Origin of the sequence: Rhodohalobacter sp. (assembly GCF_034521535.1) — a bacterium.
In the GTDB taxonomy this organism is placed as follows: domain Bacteria; phylum Bacteroidota; class Rhodothermia; order Balneolales; family Balneolaceae; genus Rhodohalobacter.
In genome coordinates, this window is sequence record NZ_JAXHMF010000006.1 from 681597 (window position 1) to 701248 (window position 19652).

A 19652-nucleotide genomic window follows, 5' to 3' on the forward strand; every position below is an offset into this window, starting at 1 on the left:
ATCATAAGTGAATAAAAAATGTCTCAACCTGAAACTTTAAATAAAAATAAGGTACCCTATCGCCACAAAATAGCCTTCGGGATGGGTATGTTGGCCAATCAGATGTTTCCTGCAACATTGGGAATCTTCATGGTAGTGCTGGTACAGAATCTTGGATTTCCGGGCTGGATGTGGGGTATCGTATACTTTCTGCCACGTGTACTTGATGCTGTTACCGACCCCATCGTGGGCTTTATATCAGATAATACCCGTTCAAGGTTTGGGCGAAGAAGGCAATATGTGATTACAGGTGCTGTAATCATGTGTATTTCTTTTATCATAATGTGGCAGCTTTACGCTGAAAACTCAGTCAATTACAATTTTGGCTACTTCTTATTCTGGTCATTTGCCTTCTATATTGGCTTAACCATATTCAGTGTGCCTTATGTGGCTATGGGATATGAAATGAGTGACGACTTTCACGAGAGAACCGAAATTATGGCCATTGCTCAGTGGATTGGCCAATGGGCGTGGGTCATTGCTCCCTGGTTCTGGGTGATCATGTACGATCCTGCATGGTTCCCATCGGCTGAAGCGGCCACACGAGAGCTTGCCATCTGGGTGGGTATAACCTTTGCAATCTGTGCTATGATTCCCGGTCTTTTTATTCCCAATAAATCTACGGTAAATGAAGATTATGAATCGCTGACACTGAACAACATTAAGCGGAGCCTCAAAGAAATCATCAGGGGGTTCAAAGAGGCATTGTCATTAACCCCATTCAGAAAACTCTGTATTGCAACATTTTTCATTTTTAATGCCTTTAACACTGTTGCCGGGTTTACTTTCTTCATTGTTGTATGGTATTTATTTGGCGGAGACGCGAACGAAGCAGGCATATGGATCCCTCTCTTTGGTAGCGCCGGCGCACTGGTGACCACCTTTTTGGTTATCCCCATTGTAGCTCGTATGTCAAGAATGCTTGGTAAGAAAAAAGCATTCATGATAGCTCAAACAATAGCACTGTTTGGGTATGCGAGTTTGTGGTTCCTTTTTGTTCCCGGAAAACCATGGATGTTCCTGCTGGCCTTACCCTTTCACTCATTCGGGATCGGGAGTTTGTTTGTATTGATGATGTCTATGACTGCTGATGTGATAGATATAGATGAACTTAATTATGGAAAACGGAGAGAGGGGATATTCGGTGCGATCTACTGGTATATGGTGAAATTTGGTTTTGCAATTGCCGGGGGCTTAAGTGGGGTTATTCTCACTGTAGTCGGTTTTGACGGAAATCTGACCGTTCAGCCTGAAGGAGCGATCACGGGATTAAGAATATTCTTTTCGGCTTTACCCATGTTTGGAACAGTGGTGGCACTTTGGGTAATGCGTGATTATGACGTAAACGAAGAAAAAGCCAATGAGGTCCGGAAAATATTAGATGCCCGCAAAGCAGAAAAAGATGCCGTTTCTGTCCCTTATTCTTATCAGAAAGACCGGTTGCTCTCTATGACCTCTGTCGATCTCGACGAAGAAGCTGTCGCAGCGGAGATCGGTCAGCTTAGTATCAAAAAGTTAAAGAAAAGCTTTAAAGAGTCGCTGAACAGCGGTATTCACGGTATTTGTTTTAGCCCATACCGGGAAGGCCAGAACCTGGGAGATCAGCTATCGAAAGAGCAAATTGAGAAAAGAATGAAGGTGGTGGCTCCGCATACTAAATGGATCCGTTCATTTTCTTGTACCGATGGTAATGAATATATCCCCGAGGTTGCCAAAGAAATGGGATTGAAAACCATAGTTGGAGCCTGGATTGATAATGATCTGGAAGCAAATGAAACTGAGATCGAAAATTTGATCAAGGTTGCTAAAGCCGGCCATGCAGATATCGTTACTGTTGGTAACGAATGTTTACTCAGGGATGAACTGAGTGAGGATAAGATCGTTGCATATATCAATCAGGTAAAAGAGGCGTTGCCCGATGCAATGGTAAGTTATGTAGATACATACTATCAACTTTATCAGAGCCCAAAAGTGATTAAAGCCTGTGATGTTATACTTGCCAACTGTTATCCATTTTGGGAAGGCTATGAAGCCGAACATTCATCCCTCTATTTGGCAAAAATGTATGAGGTGATAAATAATATTGCTGGTGACAAGAAAGTGATCATCGCAGAAACCGGATGGCCTACCTACGGGAAAAGTGTAGATCAGGCCGAGCCTTCCGTTGAAAATATGATGAAGTATTTTATCCGTTTAAAGAAATGGAGTGAACAAGAAGAAGTTGAAGTGTTTTACTTCTCATCATTTGACGAATCCTGGAAAGCCCGACACGAAGGTGATGTTGGAGCGAGATGGGGTCTTTGGAATAAAAATGAACAATTAAAGGTAAATTAAAATGTCTTACAGAGAAGAAAAGTACCTGAGTTTTAAGAAATCGGATACAGTTCCAAAACTTGACTATCTGAAAAATATGTCGGGTAGAGAACTTAAAGATCTGTTTTTGGAAGTTCTTTATGGCGGCATTCACGGATTCTGCTTCAGTCTGTATGAGGAGGGACAGAAACCGGGAGATGTAGTAACTCAAGATCAGATTGTTAAAAGAATAAATATTCTCAATAAACACTCAGACTGGGTTCGCTCTTTCTCGTGCACAGAAGGAAACGAATTGATACCAAAAGTGGCAAAAAATGCCGGCTTAAAAACACTGGTAGGCGCATGGCTGGGCAGTGACAAGGAAAAGAATAGGCAGGAAATCGATAACCTGGTAAAACTGGCGCGGGAGGGTTATGTAGATGTAGCCGCCGTGGGCAATGAAGTGCTTTACCGGGATGACCTGAGTGAAGAGGAACTTCTTGAATACATCGAGGAAGTAAAGGAACTACTTCCCGATATACCCGTTGGCTACGTGGACGCTTATTATGAATTTGTTCAAAGACCAAAAATTACCGAAGCCTGTGAAATTATTCTGTGCAACTGCTATCCTTATTGGGAAGGAACAGATATACAAGACTCCTTTCAGCATATGAGACAGATGTACTACCAGGTTAAAAATGCCGCGAATGGTAAAAGAGTAATGATTTCTGAAACTGGCTGGCCAAATAAAGGGGAAGCCCTTGGCAATGCAGTTCCAACTCATCAAAATGCAATGATTTATTTTATCAATACCTATCTTTGGGCGAATGATGAAGATGTTGAAGTCTTTTACTTCTCCTCTTTCGATGAATCCTGGAAAATCAGTTCAGAAGGTGAAGTGGGTGCTTACTGGGGAATCTGGGATAAATCAGGTAAAATTAAATACTAAGTATGGATACATTTAAAAAGCTGGGTTTGATGCCCGAAAGAGCCATCTGCTATTCCGGATTCAGGGATGGACAACAACCGGGAGGTAAATATCCCAACTATAAAGAAGTAAAAGAGGATTTAATGCTTCTTCACAATCATTGGAAATATCTTCGGTTATTTGATTGTGATCTGCACGCCGAAATTGTGCTTGATGTTATTAGAAATGAAAATCTGGATTTTCAGGTGATGCTGGGCGCTTACATCGAAGCCGAGACAAATAACTTCGACTGTCCATGGGGAGGCGGCATCCATCCCAAACATGTACTTGAGCAGAACCGTGTTAATAATAGCAAAAAAATGCACAAGCTGGCTGAATTTGCAAACCGGTATGCTGATATCATTTTTTCCCTATCTGTAGGTAATGAGGCGTGCGTGGACTGGACAGATCATCTGGTTCCCACAGAACGGGTCATTCATTACGTTCAGGAAGTGAAAAAACTCGCTAAACAACCGGTAACTTTCTGCGAAAATTACGTGCCCTGGCTCTCAAAGCTGCAACCGCTGGCTCATGAATTAGATTTCATATCCATTCACACCTACCCTGTCTGGGAGTACAAAAGTATTAACGAAGCGTTAGACTACACAAAAGAGAATTACCGGGTTGTGGCTCAGAAATACCCCAATAAACCTGTTGTAATTACAGAAGCGGGATGGGCTACAAAATCTAATGGAAAGGGCATTCTTCCGGAAAATGTAAACGAGAAGTTTCAGAAAATTTACTTCGAGAAATTAATGGACTGGGTTGAAAAAGAGCATATCCTTACTTTTTTCTTCGAAGCATTTGATGAGACATGGAAAGGATCGCCGGAAAGCCTGGAGCCCGAAAAACATTGGGGTCTGTTCAAAATCGACAGATCACCGAAACTTGCCATGAAGACTGCTACCCTGCAATAAATATCTGAACGAATGATTTTCCGATTAGTAACATCATCAATCGTTTTTTAAGAACTTCGGAAAAGTGTCTCCCCCCTCCTTCGGAAGGAAAGTCTAGGGGTTGAAATTACCCATATATTTATAGCTTTAGTGTTGTAAATGCATTGAAGGCAATATATTATAGCGTTCATTTTTGTGATGGATAAATCAGGTGCAGGCTATTCACTCATACTTTTTTTAAAAAAGCGAAAGAACCCTCCGGCCTTGATTGGTGGAGGATTAGCATGGTTTGCATCAAAGCGCCTGCCTGCGCTGAAGCTCCGGAAGGCAGGCGGAAGCTTTTGATTCCTTTTGGCGGCCCAAAAGGAATAAGGGAAACAGTTTAATCTGTGGATGTACTTTACATCGAACCCACCTTAAAGTAAATTTATGCTCGAATCACATCTAAATTGAATCAGTATCTTTTTCAGATTGGAATTCTATAAACCATTTTTTGGGTTAAATATCGAAAACTGTTAGGATATGTTTATAAAACACCATTATTTATGCCATCACATGATGACTAAATAATTAACACGTTCGATTATTCATCTTTGAAAAGACTGTTTACATACTCTCTTTTTCTTTTTCTGTTGGTTTTTACCGCACAGGCTCAACAAATTCCTGAAAAGGGTGTGCCTCAATTAGAGAACTACACTCCCGTTCAATACAATAATCAGGGAAAAGTATGGGATATCGATTCCGCCCCAAACGGAGTTGTTTATATGGCAGCCGACAGAGGACTGCTGGAATTTGATGGACAGAACTGGAAAAACTTCAGCGGCAGTGATGGTTTCACTCGTTCAGTGCATGTTGTAAACGATTCATTGATTTATACGGGGTCTGACCTGGATTTTGGCGTTTGGGAAAGGAATCGCTATTTGGAGTTTGAATACCGCTCACTCTATCCATTTCGGGAAGATCTTTTAGATATAAGCGAAGAGTTCTGGGATATCCAGCAGGTTGGTGATGATATACTTTTTATTTCTGATTTCAATATCTACTTATTTCGAAACGATAATTTAACCAAGATTTCTGCTCCCAATCGGTTTGATGGCAGCTTCAAAGTGAATGGTAATCTTTACCTATCCGACGAAGAGTCCGGATTATTGCTGTTTGATGACCTTTCTTTTGAGCCGGTCATAGAATTTCCTGAAAATTCTGAAATCGAAATTGCAGGAGTCTATCACCACAATAACGAAATTGTGTTGGTTACCTATAATTCAGGCTTATTTCGAATTAATTCCGGGGAACTTATCCCCATCGACTCCCCTGTCTCCCAAACAATCAAAAATTCAAACGTCTTCAGCTTCGAGCAGATTGATGAGAACTATTTAGCTTTTGGAACCGTGCAAAACGGTCTTTACATCAGTGATATAGATGGAAATATTATCCACTACATCAACAGGAACAAGGGATTAACGAATAATACAATCTTAAGTCTGCATAACAGCCAAAATAATCAGCTGTGGCTGGGACTTGATTTCGGAGTTTCTTCCCTCGATTTGAAAAATCAAATGACGTTCTTTTATGATTACAGAGGTGATTTTGGAACAGGATACACAGCCCAGTTAAAAAATGATGTCTTCTATCTTGGAACCAATAAAGGGCTTTACAGATCATCATGGCAAGAACTGAATAATGATGTGGAGTACTTCAGGTTTGATATTATTCCGGAAAGTAAAGGTCAGGTCTGGATGCTGAAAGAAATTGACGATGAACTGTTTGTGGGCCACGACCGTGGACTTTTTATATTAAATGATAACAAATTGGAACGGGTGGGTAACCAGGAGGGTTTCTGGACGGTTGAAACCTACAAAGATTATCTTCTTGGCGGCACGTACAATGGAATTGCCATTTTTCAAAAAGAAGACGACAAATGGTCCTTCTTAAAAACTATGGATTTGATACGGGGTTCAGCCAATCAAATTATCGTTGATAATGACAATACACTATGGGTGAACATACCCACCTTCGGCATTATCCGTACTGTCCTGGACGATGATCTCATTCCAATAGAAAGAGATATTTTTTTGAACGACACTTTTGAAGGTTCAGACCCATTTATTGTGAATCAAAGAGATTCAATCCGGGTGCGCACCGATGAGTTTGAGTATGCCTATTCAGCTGCAGACAGCAGTTTCTCTTCAAGGACTAATTTAGATTATCGGTCAGTTCCCGAAGACATGATGCCCTGGATCTACCGTTCAACAATGCTAAATCAGAATATTCAGTTCTTACCGCTTTACAATGGTTTTGCTTTCAATTATATGGAAGAAAATTATTTTGACAGTTCGGGTACTGCAAAACTGATATTCAGAAAAATTGAAGCCTATAATAACGAGGATAAAGTGCAGGCTTTTGCCGAAGAGACTATTCCCCACAATTTTAATAATGTAAGAGTAGAATTTTTGGTCCCGAACCGGCAAAATGTGCTTTATCAGCATCGTTTAAACAGTGACGATAATTGGAGTTCGTGGACTTACGAGAGCGGTGTTGATCTAATAAATTTATCAAACGGAGATTACGATCTTACGGTAAGGGCTAAGGTAGACGAAACGGTATACGAGCAGTCCACAATCACTTTTCAAATAGCCACGCCATGGTATTTATCCTGGTACGCGTACCTTGCATACATCTTATTGATTTTCGCTTTCGTGTATCTTCTCTATCTATGGCAGAAACACATCTTCAAAAAACAGGAAAAACAGTTTCTAATCAGCAAGCAACACTCGCTGAGGGATCAGGCAGAAAAACATCGGCAGAAAATACTCAGGATAGAACAAGAGCGTCTGCAGGAAGATTTTAATCAGCTTAAAAAAGAACTGAAAGACAAAACAATTGAGCTTGCAAATAAAGCAAAAGAGAGTGAGGACAAAAACCGGTTGATCGATAAATTGAAAAAGAAATTCAAGAAAATCGAAGAAAGCTCTGATCTTCCTAAATCACGATGGAAAGAGATTCACAGTTTGCTTAACTCCTATTCAACCGAAGAGGATAACACGTTTGAAATTCAGATGGATCAGCTTCATCAAGAATTTTTTCAAAGGCTTAAAAGCGAATACTCTCAGCTTTCCAGTAACGATCTTCGCCTCTGTGCCTATCTCAAACTTGGCTTCAACTCCAAGGAAATTGCAGATTTCATGAACATCCAGCCCTCAAGCGTATACATCAACCGCTCCCGCCTTCGAAAAAAACTGGACTTGAATACGGAACAAGATCTGCATGAGTTTCTCAACACCGTTTAGTTAAATAAATCTATTTTTACCTTGAATACGATATATGAATTTGCTAGGATGCCCAAATTGAACAGGGGACAATGGTGGATGTATAAATAGTAGTTTCTGCAGCGGAGCTGCTGAATGTATCCAGAGCAAGACAGTGATTAAGGAATTTGCAACATGAGACAGGTCCCTCCTTGGGGAGACACGTTCTCCAGTTCGTTATCCCAAACTCATGTTAGTCAAATTCGGGTTTCTGATTCCGGCTTTTACCCATCACACCCTTGCGAGAATCATCTAAAAATGTTGTTGAAGTCGACAATCCCACAGATACAACTGTTTCCATTATTCCTATTTGGCCGCCAAGGAAACACGGAAACTCGCGCGGTGATTGTTCCGGGCCTGGTTTGCCGCGCGCGTAGTTACACAACGTCGATTCTGCGAGATGAGCCGATATTGTGATGTCTCCCGCGCTTTGATGCAAACACATGCTGAATCCTCCACCTAATCAAGGCCGAAGATGGAACTTACGCTCTTAAAAAGTCCATTTGGAAGGGTGAATGGGTTGACCCTGATTTTCCAATCGACGAAGGGGATGACCGCTGGACTAGTGTTTTGTCTTCGATAAATTCATCCATTAGATTTGAATCTACTACTTTTCATTCCTCATGGGCACTTCGTCAGCAGTCGGAGGGGCACTATGTAGCAAAATTTTATCTCGAACTGAAGCTAATCAATAATCAAACTCAGGCTTTAAATTAAAGCAGCGCTAAACGTATGCGTTTAGTATAAAAAAGATGACCACACCTGTAACGGATACATAAAGCCAAATCGGCAAGGTCCACTTCGACACTTTTCTGTGCGTTGAGAATTTTCCTGAAAAAGCAAAGTAGTAACTCGTAAGCACCAGCGGTACAACGAATGCAGATAAAATAATGTGACTGATAAGAATGAAGAAGTAGACAGGCCTGATTATCCCCTCACCCGGAAATGGTGTGTGTCCCACATAATTATGATAGACCAGGTAACTGATTAAAAACAGGGATGAGGTAACAAAAGCTGTAAGCATAAATTTCATGTGAGTCACAAACTCTCTCTTCTTTATCGCTAAAAACCCCAAGACGATAAATACCGTACTCGCACTGTTAAGGAGAGCATTGAGTGCCGGCAGGTTTGCCACCCATGCCGCGGTTTCTTCTGCCGTCTCTCTAAAATAGATCAGCCAGATCAAAAACAGAAAGGCCAAAGCGCTGATAAGAAGTATTACACCTACTGCTTTGGCTACACTTATATTCTTTAAAAAATCTACGGTTAGTTCGTCGTTGTTTGGTTCTTTCATTTCAAATAATCCGGATTACTCTAATTCTTGCGCTCAAAAATAAGCGATTTAACAATGAATACTTCAATTACTTTGAATCTTTTTATACATCGAACTTTAAAAAGAATGAGCAATCTTAAAGGAAAATCGTGCCTGAAAAATTCCTAAACCTTGTGCCTTCAGAGATTTTTGATGAATTAAATAATCTGATCGACTGGGTGATACTTACACTCATATTTATGCGCAAAAAAAACATCAAATTTTGAGCAATTAACAGTTCTGTCCACTATCTTTGTAAGCAAAATTAGTTGATGTTTACCGAAGCGCTATTATTTAGAATGAGTTTAAATACTCAATTTCACCTCATTATAGGTATGCAGAATTTATAATTTTCGCTACCTTCTTGGCTGATTTGCTTCCTGTAAATTTTACAATAAGGAATGGATAATATTCAATAATTCTTATGGCTCAGATTTTTCCTAAATGGGTTGATGAAGCACCCAAACGAATTCTTATAGGTTCTATCATACTATTAAATGCTATCGTCTTTGGTATATGGTACTTCTTCTCACCTGAATTTACCGATGTAGGTTATATGCCTGAACAACCGGTACCATTTTCCCACCAGGTTCACGTATCTAAGCTGGGTATGGATTGTCAATACTGTCATACACAGGTAGAAGAATCACGGTATGCCAATATTCCGGCTACACAAACTTGTATGAACTGTCACAGTCAAATCCGAACGGATGTAGAAACCCTTCAACCTGTTCGAGACAGCTGGGAAACCGGCGAACCCATTGAGTGGGTACGTGTTCATATGCTGCCTGATTACGCTTATTTTAATCATGCCGCTCACGTGAATGTTGGGGTTGGCTGCGAATCTTGTCATGGTCGTATTGACCGAATGGAAGTTGTACATCAGGCTGAGCCATTAAGTATGGGATGGTGCCTCGATTGCCACCGTGAGCCTGAAAAACACGTTCGCCCGGTATCTGAAGTAACTACAATGGGTTATTCAGTAGAAAATCAGCTTGAAATTGGACGTGAATTGGTTGCTAAGCACAATATCAACGCTCCTACGTATTGCCAAAGTTGCCACTATTAATTGTTTGATCTAATTCAAACCCTGAGTTTCAATTTAATATTCTGTAAAGAATGAGTGATCAGTCAAATCAAACTACTTTCTGGAAAAGTTTAAACGAACTTGCCAAGAACAAAGAGTACGAAAAGTACGCTGAAAGAGAATTTCCCGAGAATGCTACCGAAATGACCGATCAGGTTTCTCGCCGGAGTTTTCTTCGTGTGATGGGAGCCTCTATCGCGTTGGCCGGGTTTGCATCATGCCGTAAGCCGGTTCAAAAAATTCTTCCATATTCCAAACAGCCCGAAGACCTGGTTCTGGGAGAACCAAACTTCTACGCTACCAGTATGCCTTTTCAGGATACGGTAACAGGACTTTTGGTAGAGAACAATGAAGGACGCCCCACTAAACTTGAGGGGAATGATCAACACCCGGCAAGTGGCGGACGAACAAATATTTATAATCAGGCCGGCATTTTAAACCTTTACGATCCTGATCGTTCGAGATCACCGCGAAGAAATGGCGAATCCGTTTCCAAAGAAGATTTTATCCAATTTGCATCCGAGCACTTTTCTGATCGCAACAGAAATATTCTGTTTGTAAGCGAAGCAAACTCCTCTCCTACATATAACAGAGTAAAGGAGAATGCTCTTCAAACATTTTCGAACGCCAACTGGGTCACGTTCGAGCCATTTAATGACGATAATGTTATTGAGGGAACAAACATCGCGTTTGGCAGAAGGCTTAGAACAGTCAATCATTATGATGAAGCAGATGTGGTCGTTTCTCTGAACGACGACTTTATGAGTCCATATGGACACAAGAATAGTGTTGAGAACGCATACAAGCTGACAGCACGCCGTAAAGTGAACAGCACCGACGATTCTATGTCACGTATATACAGTGTCGAGAATTCGTTTTCATCTACCGGCTCTTACGCTGATCACAGATTGAGATTGAAAACATCTGAAATTGAACCTTTCACCTATGCCCTCGCGTCAAGACTCTCAGAAAGTGTAAGCGGGCTGGGAGCCTTTGGGAATGTATCCAACGGTTTCACGAATCATGAGTGGGTTGACAAACTAGCCGATGATCTCCTTTCAAATCAAGGAAGTTCTATTGTTAGTCTCGGTTTTGATCACTCTTCTGCTGCTCATGCTGCTGTTGCTGCAATAAACTCCGCATTGAAGAATGCAGGTAATACCGTTACTTATCACGAAATTCCACATTACGCCGATCAACATCAGACAGAAGCCTTTTTAGAGGCGATGGACGAAATGAAAGCTGGTGTTTACGATACTGTTGTTCTAATCGGAACTAATCCTGTTTACGCTGCCCCATCAGACCTGGATTTTGCAACAGCATTGGGCAACGTTGATACAAAGATTCATCTCTCTGATTACTACGATGAAACGTCAAGGGTTGCAGATTGGCACGTGAATAGAGCTCACTTTCTGGAAGCATGGGGAGACGGTCTCTCCTACACAGGTCAGCGTTCTGTCATTCAGCCACAGATACTGCCACTTTATGACAGTTTGAGTGAAATTGAATTTTTAAACACAATCGTATCCGGTGAAGAGAGTGTAGGTTACGATCTGGTTCAGGAAACCTGGAGAGGTTACTTCTCTTCAAATTTCAATCAGAACTGGGAAACTGTTCTTCATGACGGCGTTGATCCTAACTCAGGTTTCAGTTCCGTAGATGTATCCCTCAGAGGCGGTTTTGCATCTGATATCCGGCCAAATCTGAACGCAGAGCCGATATCCGGAATGGAGATTACCATTAAACCGGATGCCACACTTTTTGACGGTCGTTTTGCAAACAATGGCTGGCTACAGGAGCTGCCTGAGCCTATGACCAAAATTACATGGGATAATGTGGCACTGATGAGTCCGAGCACTGCAGAATCGCTTGGTCTGCCGCCGGAACAAAGTTTTAAGTCGAACGAAGTACCTACGGTTCGAATTTCTGCCGGAGATACTACCATTGAAATTGCAGCATGGGTTCTCCCCGGTCACGCTGATAACTCTATTACTTTAACAACGGGTTACGGCAGGAACAACCTTGGCCGTGTTGCTGACGGCGTCGGAGTGGATGTTTACCCGCTACGAACCAGTGAAGCGATGTTCAATCAGCCGGCAAGCGTTGAACGCACCGGTTCTATGTACGAAATTGCCTGCGTCCAAGACCATAATAATATTGAAGGCCGTGACATGGTTCGGGAAGCGACACTCGAGGAGTATCGTGAAAATCCTGATTTTGCTACCTATAAGAGCATTCACGGTTACGAAGTACCCGGCATGAAGGAAGCACTTGCCGAAGGTGATGAACGAGGCCCGATCTCTCTGTTTGAAGAGCAATATGGCCCTGATTACCAACCGCAATGGGGTATGGCCATCGACCTGAATGCCTGTTTTGGCTGTGGAGTATGTACGATTGCCTGCCAGGCCGAGAACAATATTCCCGTGATCGGTAAGCGCGAAGTTGGCAGACGCCGAATCATGCACTGGATCCGAACAGACCGCTATTTTGAAGGCGATCGGGACAATCCGAAAGTCTATCACCAGCCGGTACCGTGTATGCACTGCGAATTGGCGCCTTGCGAGCAGGTTTGTCCGGTTGCTGCAACCACTCACAGTGAAGACGGCATGAACCAGATGACCTACAACCGTTGCATTGGTACACGATATTGTGCTAACAACTGTCCGTTCAAGGTTCGTCGTTTCAACTTCTTCAACTATACAAAAGAGTATTTAACCACCGGCGACGATCCAGAAATCATCCAAATGGCAATGAATCCTGACGTAACCGTTCGTTTCAGAGGTGTTATTGAGAAATGCTCTTACTGTGTACAGCGAGTGAACAGTGCAAAAATCAAATCCAAAATTGCCACCGGTTCCAAGAAACCTGAAGACGGAGCTGTTCAAACAGCTTGCCAGCAGGCTTGTCCGGCAAATGCAATCACATTTGGTGATCTGACAGATCAAAACAGTGTTGTTTCTCAGCACAAGCAGAATGACAGAAACTATGTAATGCTCGAAGAGATGAATGTTCGTCCAAGAACGTCATATCTCGCGAAGCTTCGAAATACTAACTCAGAATTGGCTTAATAACCAGGATATTTAATCGCAACAGATTTAACATGAGTAAAACGTACGAATACGTTCCTGAACCCGCTCTTGTAAAGGGGAATCACGATTTTAAGAGTCTTACAGCGTTGATTACCGATATCAACATGCGTCCCACGCCTAAAGGCTGGTACATCGCATTTGGTATTTCAAATATTCTGCTGTTTGTACTTCTTTTCTCCATTGGATACCTCATTTGGGAAGGAACCGGAATTTGGGGATTAAATGCCCCTGCCGGATGGGGATGGGCTATTATCAACTTTGTATGGTGGGTTGGTATCGGTCACGCCGGTACGCTTATTTCCGCTATTCTTTTCCTCTTCCGACAGAACTGGAGAACGGCCATTAACCGTTTTGCGGAGGCTATGACCATCTTTGCCGTAATGTGTGCGGGTATATTCCCGGCCATTCACGTCGGTCGAATCTGGGTGATTTACTGGGTTTTCCCACTGCCTAACCAAATGTTAATGTGGCCCAACTTTAATTCTCCACTCTTGTGGGACGTATTTGCCGTATCAACATATTTTACGGTTTCGCTGCTCTTCTGGTATGTGGGATTGGTACCCGATCTTGCCACTATCAGAGACAGAATTAAAAGTAAAATCGGTAAAGTTCTCTACGGCACTTTCGCTTTAGGCTGGAGAGGAAGTAATCGTCACTGGTGGAACTACGAAAAGTCATACATGATTCTTGCAGGGCTGGCCACTCCCCTTGTACTCTCTGTACACACAATTGTATCCTTTGACTTTGCCGTATCTCTGATTCCGGGATGGCACACAACCATTTTCCCTCCATACTTCGTGGCCGGTGCGGTATTTTCCGGATTTGCGATGGTATTGACTCTCATGATTATTGTGCGAAAAATTTACGGTCTCGAAGAGATAATGACCGTAGATCACATCGAGAAGATGAACATCATTATTATGGTTACCGGCTCAATGGTCGGTTTTGCCTACCTTATGGAGTTCTTCATGGCTTGGTACAGTGGAGTTGAGTATGAAAAAGCAATTTTCATACTTCGGGCAACGGGACCTTATGCCTGGGCTTACTGGATTATGATTACATGTAATGTAATCTCCCCACAGCTTTTCTGGTCTAAGAAATTACGCCGTAACGTGGCATTTACATTCTTTATATCCATTGTAGTGAACATCGGTATGTGGTTTGAACGATTTGTGATTGCAGTAACATCACTATCAACTGACTTCCTGCCATCCTCATGGGGGTACTACTCACCAACATTCTGGGATGTAATTACTTATGTTGGAACATTCGGTTTGTTTTTCACATTCTTCCTGCTTTTCCTCAGATTCCTGCCAATGGTTGCAGTTGCTGAGATCAAAGCTATATTACCGCAAGCCGACCCTCACAATTATGATGAGAACGGAGAGTTCAATCCTCCAAAAGTAGAAATTCCTGAACCTGTAAACGATTCTGAACAAAAAGGATAAAGTGATGAGTAAATCAACTGTAGGAAATAATATGTATGGTGTACTCGCCGAGTTCAGAAATCCAAAAGAACTTGTCGACGCAGCCAAAAAGATTAATCAGAACGGATATAAGAAGTTTGATACGTTCAGCCCGTTCCCAATTCACGGTATTGATAAGGCAATGAATTTGCCAAAATCAAAGTTGGGCTGGATTGTGATATCTCACGGTTTAGTGGGGTTGATTGGCTCTTTTTCCATGATCTATTTTATGATGGTTGCCGATTACCCATTAAACATAAGCGGTAAAACACTTTTAAATATTCCGGCCTGGATTCCGGTTATTTTTGAGCTTACCGTTCTTCTGTCTGCGTTTGGAGCGGTATTTGGCATGTTTTTCTTAAACGGCTTGCCTAAGTTTAATCATCCGCTTTTCAACTCTGAAAACTTTAAAAAAGCTACAGACGATGGATTTTTTGTATGCATCGAATCTGATGACCCTCAGTTTGATACTGAAAAAGTTCAGACACTATTGAAAGATGCCGGCGGTACCAATATTGAAGAGATTTACAATAATTAATCAGATTTGTAACGTTTTAAATAGACCATTTTAATTAAACCAAAAATTTACAGCAGCATAAACGATAATGTTTCTACCACTATCGTGAAGCTGTTGCATCTGATTTAAATTTTAATTTGTCCATACAGATGAAATTAAACACAGCCAGAATATGTGCCCTACTATTGATTTCGATCATGATGATGTCATGTCGCGGTCAAAAATCTGAAAAACCACCGATTCATCCTCAGCAGAACATGGATTTTCAGGATAGATTTAATGCTCAGGAGGCAAACCCATTTTTTGCCGATGGACGCAGTATGCGCACACCTGTTGAAGGAACTGTCGCCCGTGGACAATTACAAGCCAACACAGTTCTGTATGAGGGAGTTGATGAAAATGGTGACTATGTAAACGAAATCCCATTTGACCTGACTGAGTCATTCCTTTACAGGGGAAAAGACAAATTTGAAGTCTATTGTCAGGTTTGTCACGGTGGCACCGGTAATGGACAAGGTATCATCATGACCGGTGGATACGGTTATGTTCCGGCTCCAAGCTTCCACAGGGAAGCCAGCTATAACATGCCTGATGGTGAAATATATTCCGCCATTGCTAACGGTATTCGTAACATGCCTTCATACGCGTCACAAATTAAGGTGGAAGACAGATGGGCGATTGTAGCTTACGTACGAGCCCTACAGCGCAGCCAGAACGTACCTGAAGTGGAAATGGAACAGTATGATGTGGATTTAGCGCAACTCATGCAGGAAGATGAATCACGCAGAGCCCGGGAAGCTGAACTTGAAGAACAACGTGCTGCGGCTAGGGGCGAAGAGGAAATTTCAGCAAGTCGGGGTGAACAACTGGTTACTGCAAATGCCTGTAATGCCTGTCACTCTGTAGACGGCTCGAGGATGGTTGGGCCCAGTTACCAGGGTTTATACGGTGCTGAAAGAAATTTCGCAGACGGTTCATCGGCAACCGCTGATGAAGAGTACTTAAAAGAATCTATTGTTCAACCGGATGCTAAAATCGTTGAGGGATATGATAACGTAATGGCTCCTTACTCCTACCTTTCTGATGGTGAAATTCAATCCATCATAGAGTACTTAAAAACACTTTCTGATAATTAACACTGAGCGTTAAAAAGAAATAAATTCATGGCTTCAAACAGTCCAAAATTAGCTGATTCTGTTCAATTTCCTGCTCAAAAAGATGCAACAAAAGCATTATTCGGGGTAGGTATCGTAGGCCTCATTGCCAGCGGTGTTGGGTATTTTCTAAATGCAGATCAGTTTTTCTTCTCATATTTGACAAGTTTTGCGTTCTATACCAGTTTCGCTCTTGCAGCGCTGATCATGGTAATGATTCACCATATTACAAAATCATCGTGGGGCGCGGTAATTCGTAGAATTCCGGAATCGCTATTTGCCAAATTCTGGATCTGGGCACTCTTTTTCATTCCCATCATTTTAGGGATGAGTAATCTGTACAGCTGGACGAATACTGAGTATGTAATGAATGATCCTATTCTTGCAGGAAAGACACCCTATTTAAATGAGCCATTCTTCATTATACGTCAGTTTATCTATTTTGGCATTTGGAGCTTTTTAGGTTATAAACTGCATAAAACATCAGTGGAAATGGATCGCACCCGCGATTGGGGATTAACGGCCCTGCTCAGAAAATTTAGTGCTCCCGGTATATTGCTTTTTGCACTGACCATTGCCTTTGCAAGCTTCGACTGGTTAATGTCTCTCGATGCACACTGGTTCTCCACCATGTTTGGTGTTTACTATTTTGCCATGAGTTTTCAAGCGCTTTTTCCGTTTATCATATTGATGGTATTTTGGATGCACAGCAACGGAATGCTGACCACTGTTATCAAAAAGGCTCATATTTATGACCTGGGAGCCTGGTTCTTTGGTTTTACCGTGTTTTACGCCTACATCGCTTTTAGTCAGTTTCTGTTAATCTACTACGCCAACATCCCTGAGGAAACACTTTGGTACTACCACAGATTAGAAGGAAGCTGGGAAACAATTACATATATGCTTCTCTTTGGCCGATTTGTAATTCCTTTTATTCTGTTGCTTAACAGAGAATCGAAGCATAATGAATTGCTTCTTAAAGTTACGGCTGTACTAATTTTAGTGATGCACTTTTTAGAAATTCACTGGATTGTGATGCCTACACTGCACCACCACGGTTTGGCCATTAGCTGGCTTGATATTGCCACTTTTATTGGACTTGGGGGAATTTTCATGGGAATATTCTTCCAGACGTTTAAAAACAATAATATGGTGCCGGTTAACGATCCCAATCTTCCGGAATCACTACACAAAGAGTATCATCAATAATTTTTCTTTAACTGCATTTAGATATGAGTAAAAGCTCAAAAAATTTCACTGAAGAAGAAAAAGCAGCAATTGCTTTGAAAGCTGCATCCGGCCAAGAAAATAAGCTGCAAGAACTTGCAGAAGAATACGATGTTTCTGTTGAAGAAATACAGAATTGGATGCGCGAAACCGGTGTTACTTCCGTTAATGAAGACGATGATAGTATATCTATCGAGACAACCGATAGCTACGCTACCTCTGTTGAATTTGGTGTTTCTTCTGATACACCGGACTACAAAAAAATTGTATTTTGGACCACATTTGGATCTGCTGTTGTATTGCTGATTATCGTATCAGTTTTCTACGTACACAGCTATACAACATCAAATGTAGCCGACAGAACATCCCAGGAAAGTCAGTTTTACGATATTCAGGAACTTCAGCAAAAAGATTCTGAAACGCTCAACAGCTACGGTGTTGTTAACCCTGAAGAAGGTATTTATCGTATCCCGATTGATAGTGCTATCACAGAAATAGTGAATGAAAGTAATTAAAGTAATTTTATGAAGTATACACTGAACATCGGAATATTGATTTCAGTGTTTTTCATTTTTACTGCCGGTTCAGTATCTGCTCAGTTAAATCAATCTAAACCGCAAATACTTGAAGAAATTGGTGTTGATGAAAAACTTGGGGATACCATTCCCCTCGATCTGAAGTTTGCCAACTCTGAAGGTGATTCAGTAAGACTCGGAGATCTATTCATTGACGGAAAACCTGTACTTTTAAACCCACTGTACTACGATTGCCCTACTCTTTGTGGTCTGGTTCTCGATGCAGTTTATAAAGTTGTGGATCAATTGGTGTGGTCTCCGGGAAAAGATTACACAATTATTTCTTTTAGTATTGACCCGGAAGAAGGTCCTGAGCTTGCTGCTCAAAATAAACGATCTTATTTGGAATCTCTCGACAGGCCTGAAGCCGAAGAGGGATGGCACTTTTTAACCGGCAACCGGCAGGAAATTGAAGCACTGACTAAATCGATCGGGTTTCGTTACAAGTATGATGAACGCAACGGTGAATACATTCACCTCGCAAGCATTATGATGCTGAGCCCGGAAGGGAAAATCACACGGTATCTGTACGGGGCTACATTCAGAGAGCTTGATCTTCGAAATGCACTGCATGAGGCGGCCGACGGTAACATCGGTTCAGCTATTGATCAGGTTGTCATGTACTGTTTTACATACGATCCATCATCGCAAAGTTATGTCCCGGTTGCGATGAATATTATGAAACTCGGTGGCTTGGCTACCTTGATTATTCTGGGTATATTTCTTGGAATTTTTTGGAGGCGAGAGCACCTATCTACAAAATACTCAAAAACAACTACTGAACATGAATAGACTTATTGAATATATGCTTCCACCGGCTAAAAGTACCATGGCCGGTGAAACAGATGCATTGTTCTACTTCATCAATGTAACCAGCTTTATTCTTCTCTTTGGAATTACTGTTGCAATTATCTACTTCGCATGGAAATACCGAAGAAAATCGGAAGATGATGTAACTCCGGTAATTTCTCATAACAACAAACTTGAGATTACCTGGTCCGTTATTCCACTTATTCTGGTGATCATCGTTTTTGGTTGGGGATATAGTACATACGTACAAAAGATAACCCCTCCTTCAGACGCCTATGAAGTTCGGGTAGTTGGTAAAAGCTGGTTATGGGAATTTCATTACGAAAATGGAACCGTCAGCGTAAATGAATTACACGTTCCCGTTAACAGGCCTGTAAAATTGGTAATGAGTTCAGACGATGTTATCCACTCATTTTATATTCCAGATTTTAGAATTAAACAAGACGTTTTGCCGAACAGATATACTTCCGTTTGGTTTGAAGCAACTGAAGTTGGTGAATCTGTCATTTTCTGTACAGAATATTGCGGTACTGCCCATTCCAATATGATGGCAACCACGATAGTACAAACTCAGGATGATTTTGAAACCTGGCTCGAGTCTTCCGGAGGCAGTGGCGAAGATATGGAACCAGCCGAACGCGGTGAGATGCTCACACAAAGAAATGCGTGCGTGACATGCCACTCCACTGATGGCACCCGGTTGGTTGGACCATCATTCCAGGGTTCATGGGGATCTGAAGTGCCCCTGGAAAGTGGCGAAACCGTCGTTTTTGATGAAAATTACGTTCGTGAAAGTATCCTCGAACCCAATTCAAAAGTTCACGAAAGTTATCAGGCCGTTATGCCTTCGTATGCAGGTACTCTCGACGACCGACAGATTGATGCAATCATTGAGTATATAAAAACCTTACAATAG

Annotated in this window: 14 protein-coding genes; 13 read left to right on the top strand and 1 reads right to left on the bottom strand. The window is 41.7% G+C overall.

Going from position 1 to position 19652, the window contains the following annotated elements:
* The first annotated feature begins 18 nt into the window (after positions 1-18).
* From U5K35_RS15300 to U5K35_RS15315, 4 genes are all read left to right on the top strand, one after another.
* Entirely contained in the window at positions 19-2373 is a 2355-nt protein-coding gene (locus U5K35_RS15300; RefSeq protein ID WP_322572371.1) for an MFS transporter, read from the top strand.
* A 1-nt stretch (position 2374) separates the two neighbouring features.
* Positions 2375-3280: a glycosyl hydrolase family 17 protein gene (locus tag U5K35_RS15305; RefSeq protein ID WP_322572372.1), complete on the top strand. Its 906-nt coding sequence runs from the start codon at positions 2375-2377 to the stop codon at positions 3278-3280.
* Between the two features lie 2 nt (positions 3281-3282).
* A complete protein-coding gene (locus U5K35_RS15310; RefSeq protein ID WP_322572373.1) occupies positions 3283-4215 on the top strand; it encodes a glycosyl hydrolase in 933 nt (310 codons plus the stop codon).
* Between the two features lie 572 nt (positions 4216-4787).
* Entirely contained in the window at positions 4788-7481 is a 2694-nt protein-coding gene (locus U5K35_RS15315) for a hypothetical protein (RefSeq protein WP_322572374.1), read from the top strand.
* Positions 7482-8223: 742 nt separating this feature from the next.
* Here the strand turns inward: U5K35_RS15315 and U5K35_RS15320 are convergent.
* Positions 8224-8793, bottom strand: coding sequence for a DUF420 domain-containing protein (locus tag U5K35_RS15320; protein WP_322572375.1), 570 nt, complete (start codon positions 8791-8793; stop codon positions 8224-8226).
* 442 nt (positions 8794-9235) lie between these two features.
* On the opposite strand from U5K35_RS15320, the gene U5K35_RS15325 reads away from it, so the two are divergent.
* The 9 genes from U5K35_RS15325 to coxB all read left to right on the top strand — a co-directional run bounded on the left by U5K35_RS15325 (position 9236) and on the right by coxB (position 19652).
* Positions 9236-9880: a cytochrome c3 family protein gene (locus U5K35_RS15325; RefSeq protein WP_322572376.1), complete on the top strand. Its 645-nt coding sequence runs from the start codon at positions 9236-9238 to the stop codon at positions 9878-9880.
* A 50-nt stretch (positions 9881-9930) separates the two neighbouring features.
* Entirely contained in the window at positions 9931-12966 is a 3036-nt protein-coding gene (locus U5K35_RS15330) for a TAT-variant-translocated molybdopterin oxidoreductase (RefSeq protein ID WP_322572377.1), read from the top strand.
* 32 nt (positions 12967-12998) lie between these two features.
* Positions 12999-14435 (top strand): NrfD/PsrC family molybdoenzyme membrane anchor subunit, encoded by a 1437-nt coding sequence (gene nrfD, locus U5K35_RS15335; protein WP_322572378.1) that lies wholly within the window; start codon positions 12999-13001, stop codon positions 14433-14435.
* A 4-nt stretch (positions 14436-14439) separates the two neighbouring features.
* Positions 14440-14991 carry a DUF3341 domain-containing protein gene (locus tag U5K35_RS15340; protein ID WP_322572379.1) on the top strand — a complete coding sequence of 184 codons (552 nt, stop codon included), beginning with the start codon at positions 14440-14442 and terminating at the stop codon, positions 14989-14991.
* A 128-nt stretch (positions 14992-15119) separates the two neighbouring features.
* Positions 15120-16106 carry a c-type cytochrome gene (locus tag U5K35_RS15345; protein WP_322572380.1) on the top strand — a complete coding sequence of 329 codons (987 nt, stop codon included), beginning with the start codon at positions 15120-15122 and terminating at the stop codon, positions 16104-16106.
* Positions 16107-16133: 27 nt separating this feature from the next.
* Positions 16134-17333 carry a hypothetical protein gene (locus U5K35_RS15350; RefSeq protein ID WP_322572381.1) on the top strand — a complete coding sequence of 400 codons (1200 nt, stop codon included), beginning with the start codon at positions 16134-16136 and terminating at the stop codon, positions 17331-17333.
* A gap of 23 nt (positions 17334-17356) precedes the next feature.
* Positions 17357-17866 carry a hypothetical protein gene (locus U5K35_RS15355; RefSeq protein WP_322572382.1) on the top strand — a complete coding sequence of 170 codons (510 nt, stop codon included), beginning with the start codon at positions 17357-17359 and terminating at the stop codon, positions 17864-17866.
* A 9-nt stretch (positions 17867-17875) separates the two neighbouring features.
* A complete protein-coding gene (locus tag U5K35_RS15360) occupies positions 17876-18718 on the top strand; it encodes an SCO family protein (protein WP_322572383.1) in 843 nt (280 codons plus the stop codon).
* The gene (coxB, locus tag U5K35_RS15365; RefSeq protein WP_322572384.1) at positions 18711-19652 is read left to right on the top strand and encodes a cytochrome c oxidase subunit II; all 942 of its coding nucleotides are present in this window, start codon (positions 18711-18713) and stop codon (positions 19650-19652) included. Before U5K35_RS15360 ends, coxB begins: the two co-directional genes overlap by 8 nt.

What these genes read in the sequence shown, in the direction of transcription:
- U5K35_RS15300 (WP_322572371.1), top strand. Translation starts at nt 19, where the DNA reads ATGTCTCAACCTGAAACTTTAAATAAAAATAAGGTACCCTATCGCCAC.
- U5K35_RS15305 (WP_322572372.1), top strand. Translation starts at nt 2,375, where the DNA reads ATGTCTTACAGAGAAGAAAAGTACCTGAGTTTTAAGAAATCGGATACA.
- U5K35_RS15310 (WP_322572373.1), top strand. Translation starts at nt 3,283, where the DNA reads ATGGATACATTTAAAAAGCTGGGTTTGATGCCCGAAAGAGCCATCTGC.
- U5K35_RS15320 (WP_322572375.1), bottom strand. Translation starts at nt 8,793, where the DNA reads ATGAAAGAACCAAACAACGACGAACTAACCGTAGATTTTTTAAAGAAT.
- U5K35_RS15325 (WP_322572376.1), top strand. Translation starts at nt 9,236, where the DNA reads ATGGCTCAGATTTTTCCTAAATGGGTTGATGAAGCACCCAAACGAATT.
- U5K35_RS15330 (WP_322572377.1), top strand. Translation starts at nt 9,931, where the DNA reads ATGAGTGATCAGTCAAATCAAACTACTTTCTGGAAAAGTTTAAACGAA.
- nrfD (WP_322572378.1), top strand. Translation starts at nt 12,999, where the DNA reads ATGAGTAAAACGTACGAATACGTTCCTGAACCCGCTCTTGTAAAGGGG.
- U5K35_RS15340 (WP_322572379.1), top strand. Translation starts at nt 14,440, where the DNA reads ATGAGTAAATCAACTGTAGGAAATAATATGTATGGTGTACTCGCCGAG.
- U5K35_RS15345 (WP_322572380.1), top strand. Translation starts at nt 15,120, where the DNA reads ATGAAATTAAACACAGCCAGAATATGTGCCCTACTATTGATTTCGATC.
- U5K35_RS15350 (WP_322572381.1), top strand. Translation starts at nt 16,134, where the DNA reads ATGGCTTCAAACAGTCCAAAATTAGCTGATTCTGTTCAATTTCCTGCT.
- U5K35_RS15355 (WP_322572382.1), top strand. Translation starts at nt 17,357, where the DNA reads ATGAGTAAAAGCTCAAAAAATTTCACTGAAGAAGAAAAAGCAGCAATT.
- U5K35_RS15360 (WP_322572383.1), top strand. Translation starts at nt 17,876, where the DNA reads ATGAAGTATACACTGAACATCGGAATATTGATTTCAGTGTTTTTCATT.
- coxB (WP_322572384.1), top strand. Translation starts at nt 18,711, where the DNA reads ATGAATAGACTTATTGAATATATGCTTCCACCGGCTAAAAGTACCATG.